This window comes from Bradyrhizobium sp. CCH5-F6 (assembly GCF_001556045.1).
In the GTDB taxonomy this organism is placed as follows: Bacteria; Pseudomonadota; Alphaproteobacteria; order Rhizobiales; family Xanthobacteraceae; genus Bradyrhizobium.
Window position 1 is genome coordinate 1 of sequence record NZ_LSIC01000055.1, and the last position, 13,193, is coordinate 13,193.

The 13,193-nt window shown below is 65.1% G+C and carries 10 protein-coding genes and 1 tRNA gene; 9 read left to right on the plus strand and 2 right to left on the minus strand.

Annotation, left to right across the window (positions count from 1 at the left end):
- Nucleotides 1–178 precede the first annotated feature (178 nt).
- From AX729_RS09640 to AX729_RS09680, 9 genes are all read left to right on the plus strand, one after another.
- A complete protein-coding gene (locus AX729_RS09640) occupies nt 179–1,618 on the plus strand; it encodes a sigma-54 interaction domain-containing protein (protein WP_061022346.1) in 1,440 nt (479 codons plus the stop codon).
- A gap of 242 nt (nt 1,619–1,860) precedes the next feature.
- On the plus strand, nt 1,861–3,879 hold the full coding sequence (locus AX729_RS09645; RefSeq protein ID WP_061022349.1) for an acyl CoA:acetate/3-ketoacid CoA transferase: 2,019 nt from the start codon (nt 1,861–1,863) through the stop codon (nt 3,877–3,879).
- Nucleotides 3,880–3,992: 113 nt separating this feature from the next.
- Entirely contained in the window at nt 3,993–5,177 is a 1,185-nt protein-coding gene (locus AX729_RS09650; RefSeq protein WP_061022350.1) for a substrate-binding domain-containing protein, read from the plus strand.
- A gap of 168 nt (nt 5,178–5,345) precedes the next feature.
- Nucleotides 5,346–6,122 (plus strand): ABC transporter ATP-binding protein, encoded by a 777-nt coding sequence (locus AX729_RS09655; protein ID WP_061022352.1) that lies wholly within the window; start codon nt 5,346–5,348, stop codon nt 6,120–6,122.
- Nucleotides 6,119–6,841: an ABC transporter ATP-binding protein gene (locus AX729_RS09660; protein WP_061022354.1), complete on the plus strand. Its 723-nt coding sequence runs from the start codon at nt 6,119–6,121 to the stop codon at nt 6,839–6,841. Before AX729_RS09655 ends, AX729_RS09660 begins: the two co-directional genes overlap by 4 nt.
- Entirely contained in the window at nt 6,838–7,848 is a 1,011-nt protein-coding gene (locus AX729_RS09665; protein ID WP_061022356.1) for a branched-chain amino acid ABC transporter permease, read from the plus strand. Before AX729_RS09660 ends, AX729_RS09665 begins: the two co-directional genes overlap by 4 nt.
- Nucleotides 7,845–8,930 carry a branched-chain amino acid ABC transporter permease gene (locus AX729_RS09670; RefSeq protein WP_197433567.1) on the plus strand — a complete coding sequence of 362 codons (1,086 nt, stop codon included), beginning with the start codon at nt 7,845–7,847 and terminating at the stop codon, nt 8,928–8,930. The genes AX729_RS09665 and AX729_RS09670 overlap by 4 nt, the downstream gene beginning before the upstream one ends.
- A 147-nt stretch (nt 8,931–9,077) precedes the next feature.
- On the plus strand, nt 9,078–12,188 hold the full coding sequence (locus AX729_RS09675; RefSeq protein WP_061022360.1) for a bifunctional diguanylate cyclase/phosphodiesterase: 3,111 nt from the start codon (nt 9,078–9,080) through the stop codon (nt 12,186–12,188).
- Nucleotides 12,189–12,323: 135 nt separating this feature from the next.
- Nucleotides 12,324–12,400: transfer RNA gene (locus tag AX729_RS09680), tRNA-Arg, on the plus strand.
- 28 nt (nt 12,401–12,428) lie between these two features.
- On the opposite strand, the gene AX729_RS09685 is transcribed toward AX729_RS09680, so the two are convergent.
- Both AX729_RS09685 and AX729_RS09690 read right to left on the minus strand, forming a co-directional pair.
- The gene (locus tag AX729_RS09685) at nt 12,429–12,638 is read right to left on the minus strand and encodes a hypothetical protein (protein ID WP_061022362.1); all 210 of its coding nucleotides are present in this window, start codon (nt 12,636–12,638) and stop codon (nt 12,429–12,431) included.
- A 95-nt stretch (nt 12,639–12,733) separates the two neighbouring features.
- Nucleotides 12,734–13,177: a TspO/MBR family protein gene (locus tag AX729_RS09690; protein WP_082770398.1), complete on the minus strand. Its 444-nt coding sequence runs from the start codon at nt 13,175–13,177 to the stop codon at nt 12,734–12,736.
- Nucleotides 13,178–13,193 lie beyond the last annotated feature (16 nt).

The window sequence follows — 13,193 nt, forward strand, 5'->3', positions numbered from 1 at the left end:
CTCGCCATCGCAACCTCCTTCGCTGAAGTGTTGCGACGAACGGTTGAATCCGCCCTGGATGCCCCGGTCAAGCCGGGGCATGACAGTGGCGGGTTTGGCCCGCACCTCAGCCCTCAATTCCCCCTTTGAAATTGCTGACCTTTTGCTAATACACGGGCGGACCTCCCCGAGGCATGTCATGTCCGCTTCCTCCTCGATCAGCGATCCCGCCTATCTCCGCGCCCGCGCGATGGAGACGCTGTTCGAGCGGCTGGAGAAGCTCTGCGAAGGAGCGATTGCGATCGATCGCGGCGGACGCGTCGTGTACGTCAACGAGAAATATCTTGCCGCGCTCGGCCTCGGCCATACCAGCGAGGCGATCGGCCGGCCGATCGAGGAGGTCATCCCGAACAGCCTGATGCGGAAGGTGGCCGAGACCGGCGAGCCGATCCTGCTCGACATCATGGAGCTCGGCGGCGAGCAGCTCGTCGTCACCCGCATGCCGATCGAGGACGAGAACGGGACGGTGATCGGCGCGATCGGATTCGTGCTCTATGATCATCTCGACAGCCTGAAGCCGTTGCTCGCCCGCGTCACCCAGCTCGAGAGCGATCTACGGCTGGCGCGGCGGCAATTGTCCAACGCCCGCGCGGCGCGTTTCACTTTCGCCGATTTCGTCGGCACGACGCCGGCAATCGCGCGGGCCAAGGAGATCGCAAGCCGAGCCGCGCGGCAGAGCGTCACGGTTCTGCTCACCGGCGAGACCGGCACGGGAAAGGAGATGCTGGCCCAGGCGATTCACAACGCCTCCTCCCGTGCGGAGAAGCCGTTCGTCAGCGTCAATGTCGCTGCGATCCCGGACACGCTGATCGAGTCGGAATTCTTCGGCACGGCGCCGGGCGCCTATACCGGCGCCGACCGCAGGGGGCGCGAGGGCAAATTCCGCATTGCCGACGGCGGCACGCTGTTCCTCGACGAGATCGGCGAAATGCCGCTGCAGCTCCAGGCAAAGCTGCTGCGGGTGCTCCAGGAGCGCGAGATCGAGCCGCTCGGCTCGGACAAGGTCACCAGGGTCGACGTCCGCGTCATCGCCGCAACCAATATGGACCTGCGCAAGCGCGTCAGCGACGGCACATTCCGCGCCGATCTCTACTACCGTCTGAACGTGCTTTCAGTCGACCTGCCGCCCCTCCGTCATTGCCTGGACGATCTCCCTGACATCTGCGCCCGGCTGCTCGAGGACATCAGCGCGTCGGGCGACTACGTCAAGGCGAAGATCACGCCGAGCGCACTCAGCGCACTCGCCCGGTATGATTGGCCGGGTAACGTTCGCGAGCTCCGCAACATCCTCGAGCGCGCACTGATCCTCAGCGATTCCGGGCGGCTGACCGGCGAGGATGTCGCGCGCATCCTCCCCGTCGACACCGAGGTCAGGCTCGCACCGCCCGCGCGCCCGGCCGGAATCGTGGTGCCCTATGCCGAAGCCGAGGCCGAGTTCGAGAAGCACACGCTCGAACAGGCGCTCGCCGCCAGCAAGGGCCAGATCACCGAGGCCGCCAGAATGCTGCGGATCTCGCGCGCGACCTTTTACAAGAAGCTTGCCAAGTTCGGCCTCGCTTCGGGATCGGCTCCCGTCTGAGTTTCGAGACATTGGACTGTCCGGAGTCTCGGAATCCGGACACCGCGCCCGGCTGCGCTTCCCGCCGCCGATGCGGTAATTGCCGCGAGTTTCAGCCGCTTTGCGCGATGCGGCGGTATCTGGCGCAGACCTTGCTCTCCGCTGTGCTGTCTTTCATCGCGAGGAGCAGCCTGTTCCGGGACTGCTCCCCGCGCTAAGATCAAGCCCAACAAGGCATCGGTCCAGGGAGCGGGAGGAACGCCGTGAGCCATCACCCAGCTCTGCCCTACCTGCGCAATTCCGAGAAGGGAAAGGTCGTCTCGGCGTCCGAAGCCGTCATGCTGATCCGCGACGGCGACACGGTGGCGACTGGCGGCTTCGTCGGCATCGGCTTTGCCGAGGAGATCGCGATCGCGCTGGAGGAGCTCTATCTGTCCCACGAGGACGATGCGCCCTATACGCAGGGCAAGCCGCGCAATCTGACGCTGGTCTATGCGGCCGGACAAGGCGACGGCAAGCAGCGCGGCCTCAATCATCTCGGTCATGAAGGGCTGGTCCGGCGGGTGATCGGCGGACATTGGGGCCTTGCGCCCAAATTGCAGCAGCTCGCGATCGCGAACCGGATCGAGGCCTACAACCTGCCGCAGGGCGTGATCACGCATCTGTTCCGCGACATTGCCGCGCATCGGCCGGGCCACATCACCCGCGTCGGCCTTGGCACCTTCGTCGACCCCAGGCACGGCGGCGGCAAGCTGAACGCACGCACCACCGAGGACATGGTGGAGCTGATCAAGATCGGCGGCGAAGACTGCCTGCTCTACAAGACATTCCCGATTCAGGTCGGGATCATCCGCGCCACCACGGGCGATCCAGACGGCAATCTCACCATGGAGAAGGAGGCGCTGACGCTGGAGGCGCTCGCCATCGCCATGGCGGCGCATAATTCCGGCGGCATCGTCATCGCGCAGGTCGAACGCGTCGCCGAGGCGGGCAGCCTCAATCCGCGCCAGGTCAAGATTCCCGGCATTCTCGTCGACTGCGTCGTGGTGGCGAGGCCCGAGAACCACTGGCAGACGTTCGGCACGCAATACAATCCGGCCTTCTCGAGCGAGATCCGCGTCCGCGCCGCCTCGCTGCCGGTGATGCCGACCAGCGAGCGGAAGATCATCGCGCGGCGCGCCGCCCTCGAGCTGAAGGCCAACAGCGTCGTCAATCTCGGCATCGGCATGCCCGAGGGCATCGCCTCGGTCGCCAATGAGGAGCGGATCATCGATCTCATCACGCTGACGGCGGAGCCGGGCGTGATCGGCGGCATCCCGGCGAGCGGCATCGATTTCGGCGCGGCGATCAACACGCAGGCGGTGATCGACCAGCCGTACCAGTTCGACTTCTACGATGGCGGCGGCCTGGATGCGGCCTTTCTCGGCCTCGCCCAGGTCGATCGCGCCGGAAATCTCAACGTCAGCAAGTTCGGGCCCAAGCTCGCGGGTGCCGGCGGCTTCATCAACATCAGCCAGAATGCCAAGGAGGTCATCTTCGTCGGCACGTTCGGCGCAGGCAAGCAGCGCATCGCGGTGAACGACGGAAAGCTCGTCATCCTCGACGAGGCGAAGTCCCGCAAATTCGTCGACAGCGTCGAGCACGTCACCTTCAGCGGCCCGTTTGCCGCCGCGCGCAAGCAGCGAACGCTGTATGTCACGGAGCGTTGCGTGTTCGAGCTCAGGTCCGACGGGCTGGAGCTGACGGAGGTCGCGCCCGGCATCGACATCGAGCGCGACATCCTGCGCCTGATGGATTTCAGGCCGCTGATCCCGCGCGATCCTGTCCTGATGGACGCGCGCATCTTCGGCGAGGGCTTGATGGATTTGCGCGAGCGCCTGCTCACCATCCCGCTCGACCAGCGCTTCACGCTGGACGAGCAGCAGAACCTGTTCTTCGTCAACCTGGAACGCTATCCGCTACGCAGCAAGGCCGAGATCGACACGATCGCGTCCCTCGTCGAGGCTCGCCTGGCGCCGCTCGGACGCCGGGTCTACGCCATCGTCAATTATGACAACTTTTCCATCCTGCCGGAGCTGATGGACGATTATTCAGCCATGGTCCGCAGCCTCGTCGACCGCTTCTATTCCGGCGTGTCGCGCTACACCACGTCGGGCTTCCTGCGCATTAAGCTTGGTGAAGCCCTCGAGAAACGCGGCGTCGCGCCGCATATCTTCGAAAGCGCCGAGGAAGCGCAGTCCGACTGGCGCCAGGTCGAGGCCGCCGCAGCGAGGCAGGCCTAAAAATGATGCACGCCCGCAAAGGCCAGCCCGCTCCACCGGAAGGTTCAATTGCAATGTTCGCAAGCTTGTGCAAATCGCTGTTACCGAGAAACTTCAGATCAGGAGGGACCATCGTGCGTCGATCACTCATCATAACAACAACCATCCTCGCGCTCGGCGCAGGCACCTGCGCACAGGCCGACGATCTCAAGATCGCGCTGATCTATGGCAAGACCGGTCCGCTCGAGGCCTATGCCAAGCAGACCGAGACCGGCCTGAAGATGGGCTTTGAATACGCCACCAAGGGCACCATGACTCTCGACGGCCGCAAGATCGTCGTCATCACCAAGGACGACCAGGGCAAGCCGGACCTCGCCAAGGCCGCGCTCGCCGAAGCCTATCAGGACGACAAGGCCGACATCGCGATCGGCACGACCTCGTCGGCCGCGGCGCTCGCCATTCTCCCGGTCGCCGAGGAGAACAAGAAGATCCTGATCGTCGAGCCCGCGGTTGCGGACCAAATTACCGGCGAGAAATGGAATCGCTACATCTTCCGCACCGGGCGCAACTCGTCGCAGGACGCGATCTCCAACGCGGTCGCGATCGGCAAGCAGGGCGTCACCGTGGCGACGCTGGCGCAGGACTACGCATTCGGCCGTGACGGCGTCGCCGCCTTCAAGGAGGCGCTCGCCAAGACCGGCGCAACGCTGGCCGCCGAAGAATATGCCCCGACCTCGACCACCGACTTCACCGCCGTCGGCCAGCGCCTGTTCGACGCGCTGAAGGACAAGCCCGGCCGCAAGGTGATCTGGGTGATCTGGGCCGGCGCCGGCAATCCTCTGGCCAAGCTCCAGGACATGGATCCCAAGCGCTACGGCATCGAGCTCTCCACCGGCGGCAACATCCTGCCGGCGCTCGCCGCCTATAAGAGCCTGCCCGGCATGGAAGGCGCGACCTATTATTTCTACGACATCCCGAAGAACCCGGTGAATGACTGGCTGGTGGCCGAGCACCAGAAGCGTTTCAACGCGCCGCCGGACTTCTTCACCGCGGGCGGCTTTGCCGCCGCAATGTCGGTCGTCGCCGCCGTCACCAAGGCGAAGTCGACCGATACCGAGAAGCTGATCACGGCGATGGAAGGCCTGGAGTTCGACACGCCGAAGGGCAAGATGGTGTTCCGGAAGGAAGACCATCAGGCGCTTCAGAGCATGTATCACTTCAAGGTCAAGGTCGATCCGAACGTCGCCTGGGCCGTGCTCGAGCCGGTGCGCGAGTTGAAGATCGAGGACATGAACGTTCCGATCAAGAACAAGCGCTGATCGTTCTTGCTTCACCTCTCCCGCTTGCGGGAGAGGCCGGGAGAGGGTTTTTCCTCTTGGGGGTTCTCGATTGCTGAAACACCCTCTCCCCAGCCCTCCCCCGCAAGCGGGGGAGGGAGCGCAGCGGTGCCAGCGGTCACACTCTCATCTCATCATTCGCAGACCTCAATGCCCCTCACCCTCGAAACCCGCGACCTGACCATCCGCTTCGGCGGCCATGTCGCGGTCAACAACGTTTCCTGCACGTTCCGCCCGGGCGAGCTCACCGCCATCGTCGGGCCGAACGGCGCCGGCAAGACCACCTATTTCAACTTGATCTCGGGCCAGCTGCGCGCATCGAGCGGCAGCATCCTGTTTGGCGGCGCAGACATCACCGAACAGTCCGCGCCGATGCGCACTCGCGCGGGCCTCGGCCGCGCCTTCCAGCTCACCAACCTTTTCCCGAACCTGTCGGTGGAAGAGAACGTCCGCCTCGCGGTGCAGGCTGCCAGCGGCACCCATTACGACATGCTGCGGCCCTGGATGGTGCGCCGCGACCTGATCGCGCGTGCCGACGCCATCCTCGACCAGGTCGCGCTCGGCAATCGCCGCGGCGTCGCCGCCACCGCGCTGTCCCATGGCGACCAGCGCAAGCTCGAAGTGGCGCTGATGATCGCGCTGGAGCCGAAAGTATTCATGTTCGACGAGCCGACCGCCGGCATGAGCATCGACGAGGTGCCTGTCGTCCTCAACCTGATCGCGCAGCTCAAGCAGGACAGGAGCAAGATCATCCTCCTGGTCGAGCACAAGATGGATGTGGTGCGCTCGCTCGCCGACCGCATCATCGTGCTGCATAACGGCCAGCTCGTCGCCGACGGCCCGCCCGCGGAAGTGATCGCTTCGCCGATCGTGCAGGAAGCCTATCTCGGCATCGCGCCCAAGAACGCTGCAGAGAGTGCCGCATGAGCGATCTCCTCAAACTCTCCGGCGTGCACACCCATATCGGGCGCTATCACATTCTCCAGGGCATCGATCTCGCCGTCCCGCAGGGCCAGGTCACGATGCTGCTCGGCCGCAACGGCGCCGGCAAGACCACGACGCTGCGCACCATCATGGGCCTCTGGCAGGCCTCGCACGGCGAGATCACCCTCGCCGGCGAACGCATCGAGAGCCGCGCCACACCCGACATCGCGCGGCTCGGCGTCGGCTATGTGCCGGAGAGCATGGCGGTGTTCTCCGATCTCACGGTGAAGGAAAACCTGGTGCTCGCGGCCCGCGACGGGCCGCTCGACGACACCCAGCTCGACTGGATCTTCGGATTCTTTCCGGCGCTGCGCCGCTTCTGGCTGTCGCGCGCGGGCAGCCTCTCGGGCGGGCAGAAGCAGATGCTGTCGATCGCGCGCGCCATCATCGAGCCGCGCAAGCTGCTCTTGATCGACGAGCCGACCAAGGGACTCGCGCCGGCGATCGTGATGGCGCTGATCGAATGCCTGAAGGAGATCAAGCGAAAGGGCGCCACGATCCTGATGGTGGAGCAGAATTTCTTTGCCGCCCGCGAGCTCGGCGACAGCGTGCTGGTCATGGACAACGGCACCATCGTCCATCGCGGCGAGATGGCGGCGCTCGCCGCAGACGTGCCGCTGCAGGAGCGGCTGCTCGGCCTCAGTCTGGAGACACATCAGTGAGTGACCTCGCCGCAACCGATCCGCTGCCGAAGCCAAAGCGCGATCTCGCGCCGATCCTGCTGCCGGTCGCGCTCGCCCTTCTCATGATCCCGCTGATCGGATCGACTTCGTCCTGGCTGACGCTGACCGTGGCGAGCCTCGCCATGGGCATGATGATCTTCATCATGGCCTCCGGGCTGACGCTGGTGTTCGGCCTGATGGACGTGCTCAATTTCGGCCACGGCGCCTTCATCGCCGTCGGCGCCTATGTTGCCACTCTCGTGCTGGCGCCGTTCGCGGCCTCGATCCAGGCCGACTCGCTCTGGATGAACCTCGCGGTGCTGGCGCCGGCCGCGCTGCTCTCGATGGCGGTGTCCGGCGCGCTCGGCCTGGTGGTCGAGCGCGTGCTGATCCTGCCCGTCTACGGCCAGCATCTGAAGCAGATCCTGATGACGACCGGCGGCCTGATCGTCGCGGAGCAGACGCTGTACGCGCTGTGGGGGCCGCAGATCATCCCGATGCCGCTGCCGACCTCGCTGCGCGGCTCGTTCATCCTCGGCGACGTCGCGATCGCCAAATACCGCGTGCTGGCGATGTTGATCGGCCTCGCGATATTCGTCGCGATCCAGCTCGTGCTCAATCGCAGCAAGGTCGGTCTGCTGATCCGCGCCGGCGTCGAGAACCGCGAGATGGTCGAGGCGCTCGGCTATCGCATCCGCCGCCTGTTCCTCGGCGTGTTCATGACGGGATCGGCGCTGGCGGGTCTCGGCGGCGTGATGTGGGCGCTCTATCGCGAACAGGTGCACGCTTCCATGAGCGACGACCTTACGGTGCTCATCTTCATCGTCGTCATCATCGGCGGCCTCGGCTCGATCGGCGGCTGCTTCATCGGCGCCATCCTGGTGGCGATGGTCGCCAATTACGGCGGCTTCCTGGTGCCGAAACTCGCTCTCGTCTCCAACATCCTGCTCATGGTCGCCATTCTGATGTGGCGGCCGCGCGGCCTCTATGCGGTGACCAGCCGATGATGATCCTCTCAGGCGATCCGCCGCGGAGCCGCGTGCTCACGCTCGTTCTCGTCGTCATCATCCTGGCGCTGGCGGCGACGCCGTTCCTGTTTCCCGGTGCCAAGGCGCTGAACGTCGCGGCCAAGATCTGCGTCTTCGCCGCGCTGGTCGCCTCCTACGACCTCCTGCTCGGCTATACCGGCTCGGTGTCGTTCGCCCACACCATGTTCTACGGCATCGGCAGCTACGCGATCGCGATCGCGCTGTACGGGATGGGCCCGAACTGGGCGGCGGTCGCGACCGGAATCGTCGTGGGCCTGCCGCTCGCGGCTCTGCTCGCGCTCGCGATCGGGCTGTTCTCACTGCGGGTCGCCGCGATCTTCTTCGCCATGATCACGCTCGCGGTCGCCTCCGCCTTCCAGGTGCTGGCCTCGCAGCTGTCCTGGCTGACCGGCGGCGAGGACGGGCGCAGCTTTCAGCTGCCGGAACTGCTGCGGCCCGGCACGGTGCTGATCTCCAAGGGCGTGTTCGGCTTCGAGATCAACGGCCGCATCCTGACCTACTATCTGGTGTTCGCGATCTCGGCGCTGATGATCCTCGCGCTGCTGCGTGTCGTGAACTCGCCGTTCGGCCGCGTGCTCCAGGCGATCCGCGAGAACCGCTTCCGCGCCGAGGCGCTCGGCTTCCGCACCGTATTCCATCTGACCTACGCCAACTGCCTCGCCGCGCTCGTCGCCGCCAGCGCCGGCATCCTGAACGCGCTGTGGCTGCGCTATGCCGGGCCCGACACCTCGCTCAGCTTCTCGATCATGCTGGACATCCTGCTGATGGTCGTGATCGGCGGCATGGGCACGATCTACGGCGCAGTCATCGGCGCAAGCATCTTCATTCTCGCCCAGAACTATTTGCAGTCGCTGATGGGCGTTGCCTCCAAGGCGGCGGACGAAGCCGGCCTGCCGCTGCTGCCGGGGCTGTTGCATCCCGACCGCTGGCTGCTGTGGCTCGGGCTGCTGTTCATCGCCAGCGTCTATTTCTTCCCGACCGGCGTGGTCGGACGGCTGCGCAATCCGGCCGGCGACAAAAGCGCCGGCAGTTCGCATTAAGCCGCGATTAATGATGCGGTGTAGCGATTGCTGCACGCGCAGCTGCACACGGACGCGATTACGCAACCGGATTAATGCTTAGGTAACTGGTTTTCCTAAGCTTTGCGCCATTTGTGCGGTGTATTCCTGTTCCTTCAGGGAGGGGGAATGCGCCAGGTCTTTTCCACGGTGACCGCCGGAACGTCTCTAGCCGCAAGGAACGGCTGGGAGGCCTTGGCGCGGCGTGGTCCTGTCCTGTGGTTGACCCTGTGCGGCGTGTTGCTGGTCGCGGGAATCTTCATCGTGACGGCCATGGCGGTCGGCGAGTTTCGCGAGCGGACCCTCGCCAACCGCGAACGCGAGCTTGAAAACACGGTGCAGCTGATCGCGCGGCACTTCGATCAGCAGTTCGAGGATTCCGACGTCGTCGCCGCCGATCTGATCGGGCAGATGAACCTGCCCGACATCGCCTCGCCCCAGATGTTCCGCGAGCGCATGTCGGGACCTGCGGCGCACCAGATGCTGCGCGGCAAGATCAGCCCGGTGTCCTATCTCGGCGACATCGCGATCTACGATGCCGAGGGCGACCTGATCAACTGGTCGCGGCCTCAGCCGCTGCCCAAGATCAACGTCTCCTCGCGCGCCTACTTCCAGGCGTTCAAGACGGATCCGCAGTCCGAACCGGTGCAGCTGGAATCCGTCCGCAGCTTCATCATCGGCAAATTGACCACGGTCGTCGCGCGCCGGCTGAACGGAGCGGACGGCGCCTTCCTCGGCGCGATGGTCCGGCGGATCGACCCGGACAGCTACCGGCAATATTTCGCATCGGTCGCGCTGGCCGAGGGCACGGCGATCTCACTGTTCGACCGCGAAGGCAAGATGCTGGCGCGCCATCCGCATCGCGAAGAGCTGATCGGGCGGAATTTCAAGGACGCGCCACTGATGCAGAAGGTGCTGGCCAAGGGCGGTCAGCACACGCTTCGCGGCAAGAGCCCCGTCGACGGTGAGGACCGACTCGGCTCGGCGGCGTCGCTGACGCATTTCCCGCTGGTCATCGTCGCCACCAACACCACGGCGGCAGCCCTTGCGGACTGGCGGCAGCAGACCGGCTTCATGGTCACGACCGCCGCGCTTTCGGCCGCCATCATCGCGCTGATCCTCTATCTGATCATTCGCCAGATCAAGCGACAGAACCGCGACGCCCAGCAGCGGCTCGAAGCCGAAAGACTCCGGCTCGATACTGCCCTCAACAACATGTCGCAAGGGTTGATCCTGTACGACGCTGCCGGATACATCGTCACCTGCAACCGCCGCTATGCGGACATGTTCGGCTTGTCTCACGACGTCATCAAGCCCGGCTGCCACATCCGCGAGGCGATGTACCACCGCAAGGAGCGCGGCGCGTTCGACGGCGATGTCGAGGAGTTTTGCGCCGACGTCATGAGGATCGTCGCCGAAGGCACGGTCTCCACGAGAACTCATCAACTGGCCGACGGCCGCGCCTTCCAGGTCATCAATACCCCGCTCGCGCAGGGTGGATGGGTCGCCACGATCGAAGACATCACCGAGCGCCGCAACCTGGAACAGGAGCGCGACCGCAACCACACCTTCCTGCGCGAGATCATCGACCACATTCCCTCGCGGATCACCGTGAAGGACGCCCGCACGCGGCGTTACCTGCTGGCCAACCGGGTCGCCGAGGACCAGCTCGTGGAATCTGACGGGACGATCGTCGGCAAGACCGCGTTCGAGCTCTATCCGGCGGATGCTGCCGAGGTCATCACCCGGGATGACGACAGGCTACTGCAATCGCCGGACGGGCTGTTCCTGGATGAGCACATCTGGAACACCCCATCCATCGGACGGCGCTACATCACCTCGCGAAGGATCGGCATCCGCGACAAGTCCGGCGAGCCGCGCTACATCATCAACGTCGTCGAGGACGTCACCGAACGACGGCGCGCCGACGAGAAGATCGCGCACTTGGCGCATTACGACGCGCTGACCGACCTGCCGAACCGCACGCTGTTCCGCGAGCAGATCGAACGCGAGCTGGCGAAGGCCGCCGATGGCTGCCAGTTCGCGCTGCTCTACATCGACGTCGACGAGTTCAAGGGCATCAATGACTCGCTTGGCCATCACGTCGGCGACGAGCTGTTGAAGGCGATCGCTGGCCGTCTCCGCGGCTGCCTCGCAGAGGGCGATCTGATCGCGCGGCTTGGCGGCGACGAATTCGCCGTCATCCAGACCGGGATCCAGTCCTCCGCCGACGTGGTCTCGTTCGTGACGCGGATCTACCAGGCGATCCGGCAGCCCTATCACTGTCTCGGCCATCAGCTCTCCACCGACGCCAGCATCGGGATCGCGCTGGCACCGCAAGACGGCTCCGATCTGGATCAGCTCATCAAGAATGCCGACCTCGCGATGTACGGCGCCAAGGCCGAAGGCCGCCGCACCCATCGCTTCTTCGAGCCGGCGATGGATGCCTGCGCCAAGGCGCGCCTCGCCATGGAGCAGGATCTGCGCCAGGCCCTGGTCGACGGCGGCTTCGAGATTCACTACCAGCCCCTGGTCGACCTGCGCTCCGGCGAGGTCTCGGGCTGCGAGGCGCTGCTGCGCTGGCGACATCCCGAGCGCGGCATGGTGTCGCCGGCCGAGTTCATTCCGGTCGCCGAGGACACCGGCCTGATCAACGAGCTCGGCGACTGGGTGCTGCGCATGGCCTGCAACGAGGCCGCGACCTGGCCTGCGCATGTCCGCGTCGCGGTCAACGTTTCGCCGGTGCAGCTCAAATGCGACACGCTGGCCTTGCGGATCGCGGGCGCGCTCGCCGCCTCGGGCCTCGACCCGCGCCGGCTCGAGCTCGAGATCACCGAGGCCGTGCTGATCCGCGACGACGAGGCGGCCCTCTCGATCCTGCACCAGCTCCGTGCGATCGGCGTGCGCATCGCGCTCGATGATTTCGGCACCGGCTACTCCTCGCTCAGCTACCTCAAGCGCTTCCCGTTCGACAAGATCAAGATCGACCGCTGCTTCGTCGTCGACATCGCCGAGGCCAGCGGCTCGCCGGTCATCGTGCAGGCGGTGGTGAACATCGCGGCGGCAAGCAACATGACCACGGTCGCCGAGGGCGTCGAGACCGAGTCGCAACGCGACATGCTGCGCACGCTCGGCTGCACGGAGATGCAGGGCTATCTGTTCAGCGCGCCGAAGCCGGCCAGCGAGGTCCGGAAGCTGTTCGGTCCCGGCTACGCCGCGCCCGTGGCCGCTGTGGCCTGATGGCGAAGCCAGGGGCAGCTCCGGTCGGCCGAAGTTGCGGGGGTTCCGGCCCCTCCCCGGCCCAAACCGGCTCAACGGCGATACGACGAGAAGCGGTTGCCCGGCCCGCGCCAATCAGCTACATGAGGCATCACTGCACCCGTAGCTCAGCTGGATAGAGCGTTGCCCTCCGAAGGCAAAGGTCACACGTTCGAATCGTGTCGGGTGCGCCAGTGCTACCAGCCGTTTTCCAGCCGGCCCTCACGTCAGCATCGCTATGAGCGCCTGGACCTGGTCCGAGGCGGACGCCACCAGTCCGTCATATGACGTCTGGCCGTGCGCGGCGGCCTTCAGGATGCATTCGGCGACGGCCGCTTTCAGGCCGAACACCGATTGATGAGCCGGCACGCTCGTCATCACGGTCTCGAGTGCGTGGCGCATGGTCTGAATGAGCTCGGAGCTGTATTGCATGGGCTGTCCTCCGCGCACTCATATTAGGTCGCGTGCCCATGCCTGCCACTCACAAGCCTGAGACCGCTCTTTGAACTTGATTGAAACTGAACGTCTCAATTCAAGCGCCAGATGGCCGCATTGAGCACGCCGGCAAATGCGACCCAGGCGGCGTAGGGCACGAACAATGCGGCGGCCAGCCTGTCTCGCGACATCTCCAGGCCGATATAGATCACGATCGCGACGAACATGCAGATCAGGATGACGAGCGCAGCGCCGATCTGGTGCATCGTGAACATGACCGGAGACCAGGCGAAGTTGAGAGCCATTTGCGCAGCCCAGGCCAGCATCGCCTTGCCTCTGGGTTCACGGCGGAAGGTCCGCCAACCCGCAATGCCGATCATGATGTAAAGAATGGTCCAGGCGATCGGGAACGCCCAGTTCGGCGGAACGAAGCCCGGTTTGGCGAGGCCGGCATACCACTCTCCCGGGAGATTGGTCGCCCCGATCAGCCAGCCGATGCCGAACACGCCCGCCACGAAGACCAACAACTGGAGCATCCATCACCTCGCACTT

Coding starts and splice junctions, on each gene's coding strand:
- AX729_RS09640 (WP_061022346.1), top strand. CDS start 179: ATGTCCGCTTCCTCCTCGATCAGCGATCCCGCCTATCTCCGCGCCCGC.
- AX729_RS09655 (WP_061022352.1), top strand. CDS start 5,346: ATGCCCCTCACCCTCGAAACCCGCGACCTGACCATCCGCTTCGGCGGC.
- AX729_RS09660 (WP_061022354.1), top strand. CDS start 6,119: ATGAGCGATCTCCTCAAACTCTCCGGCGTGCACACCCATATCGGGCGC.
- AX729_RS09670 (WP_197433567.1), top strand. CDS start 7,845: ATGATGATCCTCTCAGGCGATCCGCCGCGGAGCCGCGTGCTCACGCTC.
- AX729_RS09675 (WP_061022360.1), top strand. CDS start 9,078: ATGCGCCAGGTCTTTTCCACGGTGACCGCCGGAACGTCTCTAGCCGCA.
- AX729_RS09685 (WP_061022362.1), bottom strand. CDS start 12,638: ATGCAATACAGCTCCGAGCTCATTCAGACCATGCGCCACGCACTCGAG.
- AX729_RS09690 (WP_082770398.1), bottom strand. CDS start 13,177: ATGCTCCAGTTGTTGGTCTTCGTGGCGGGCGTGTTCGGCATCGGCTGG.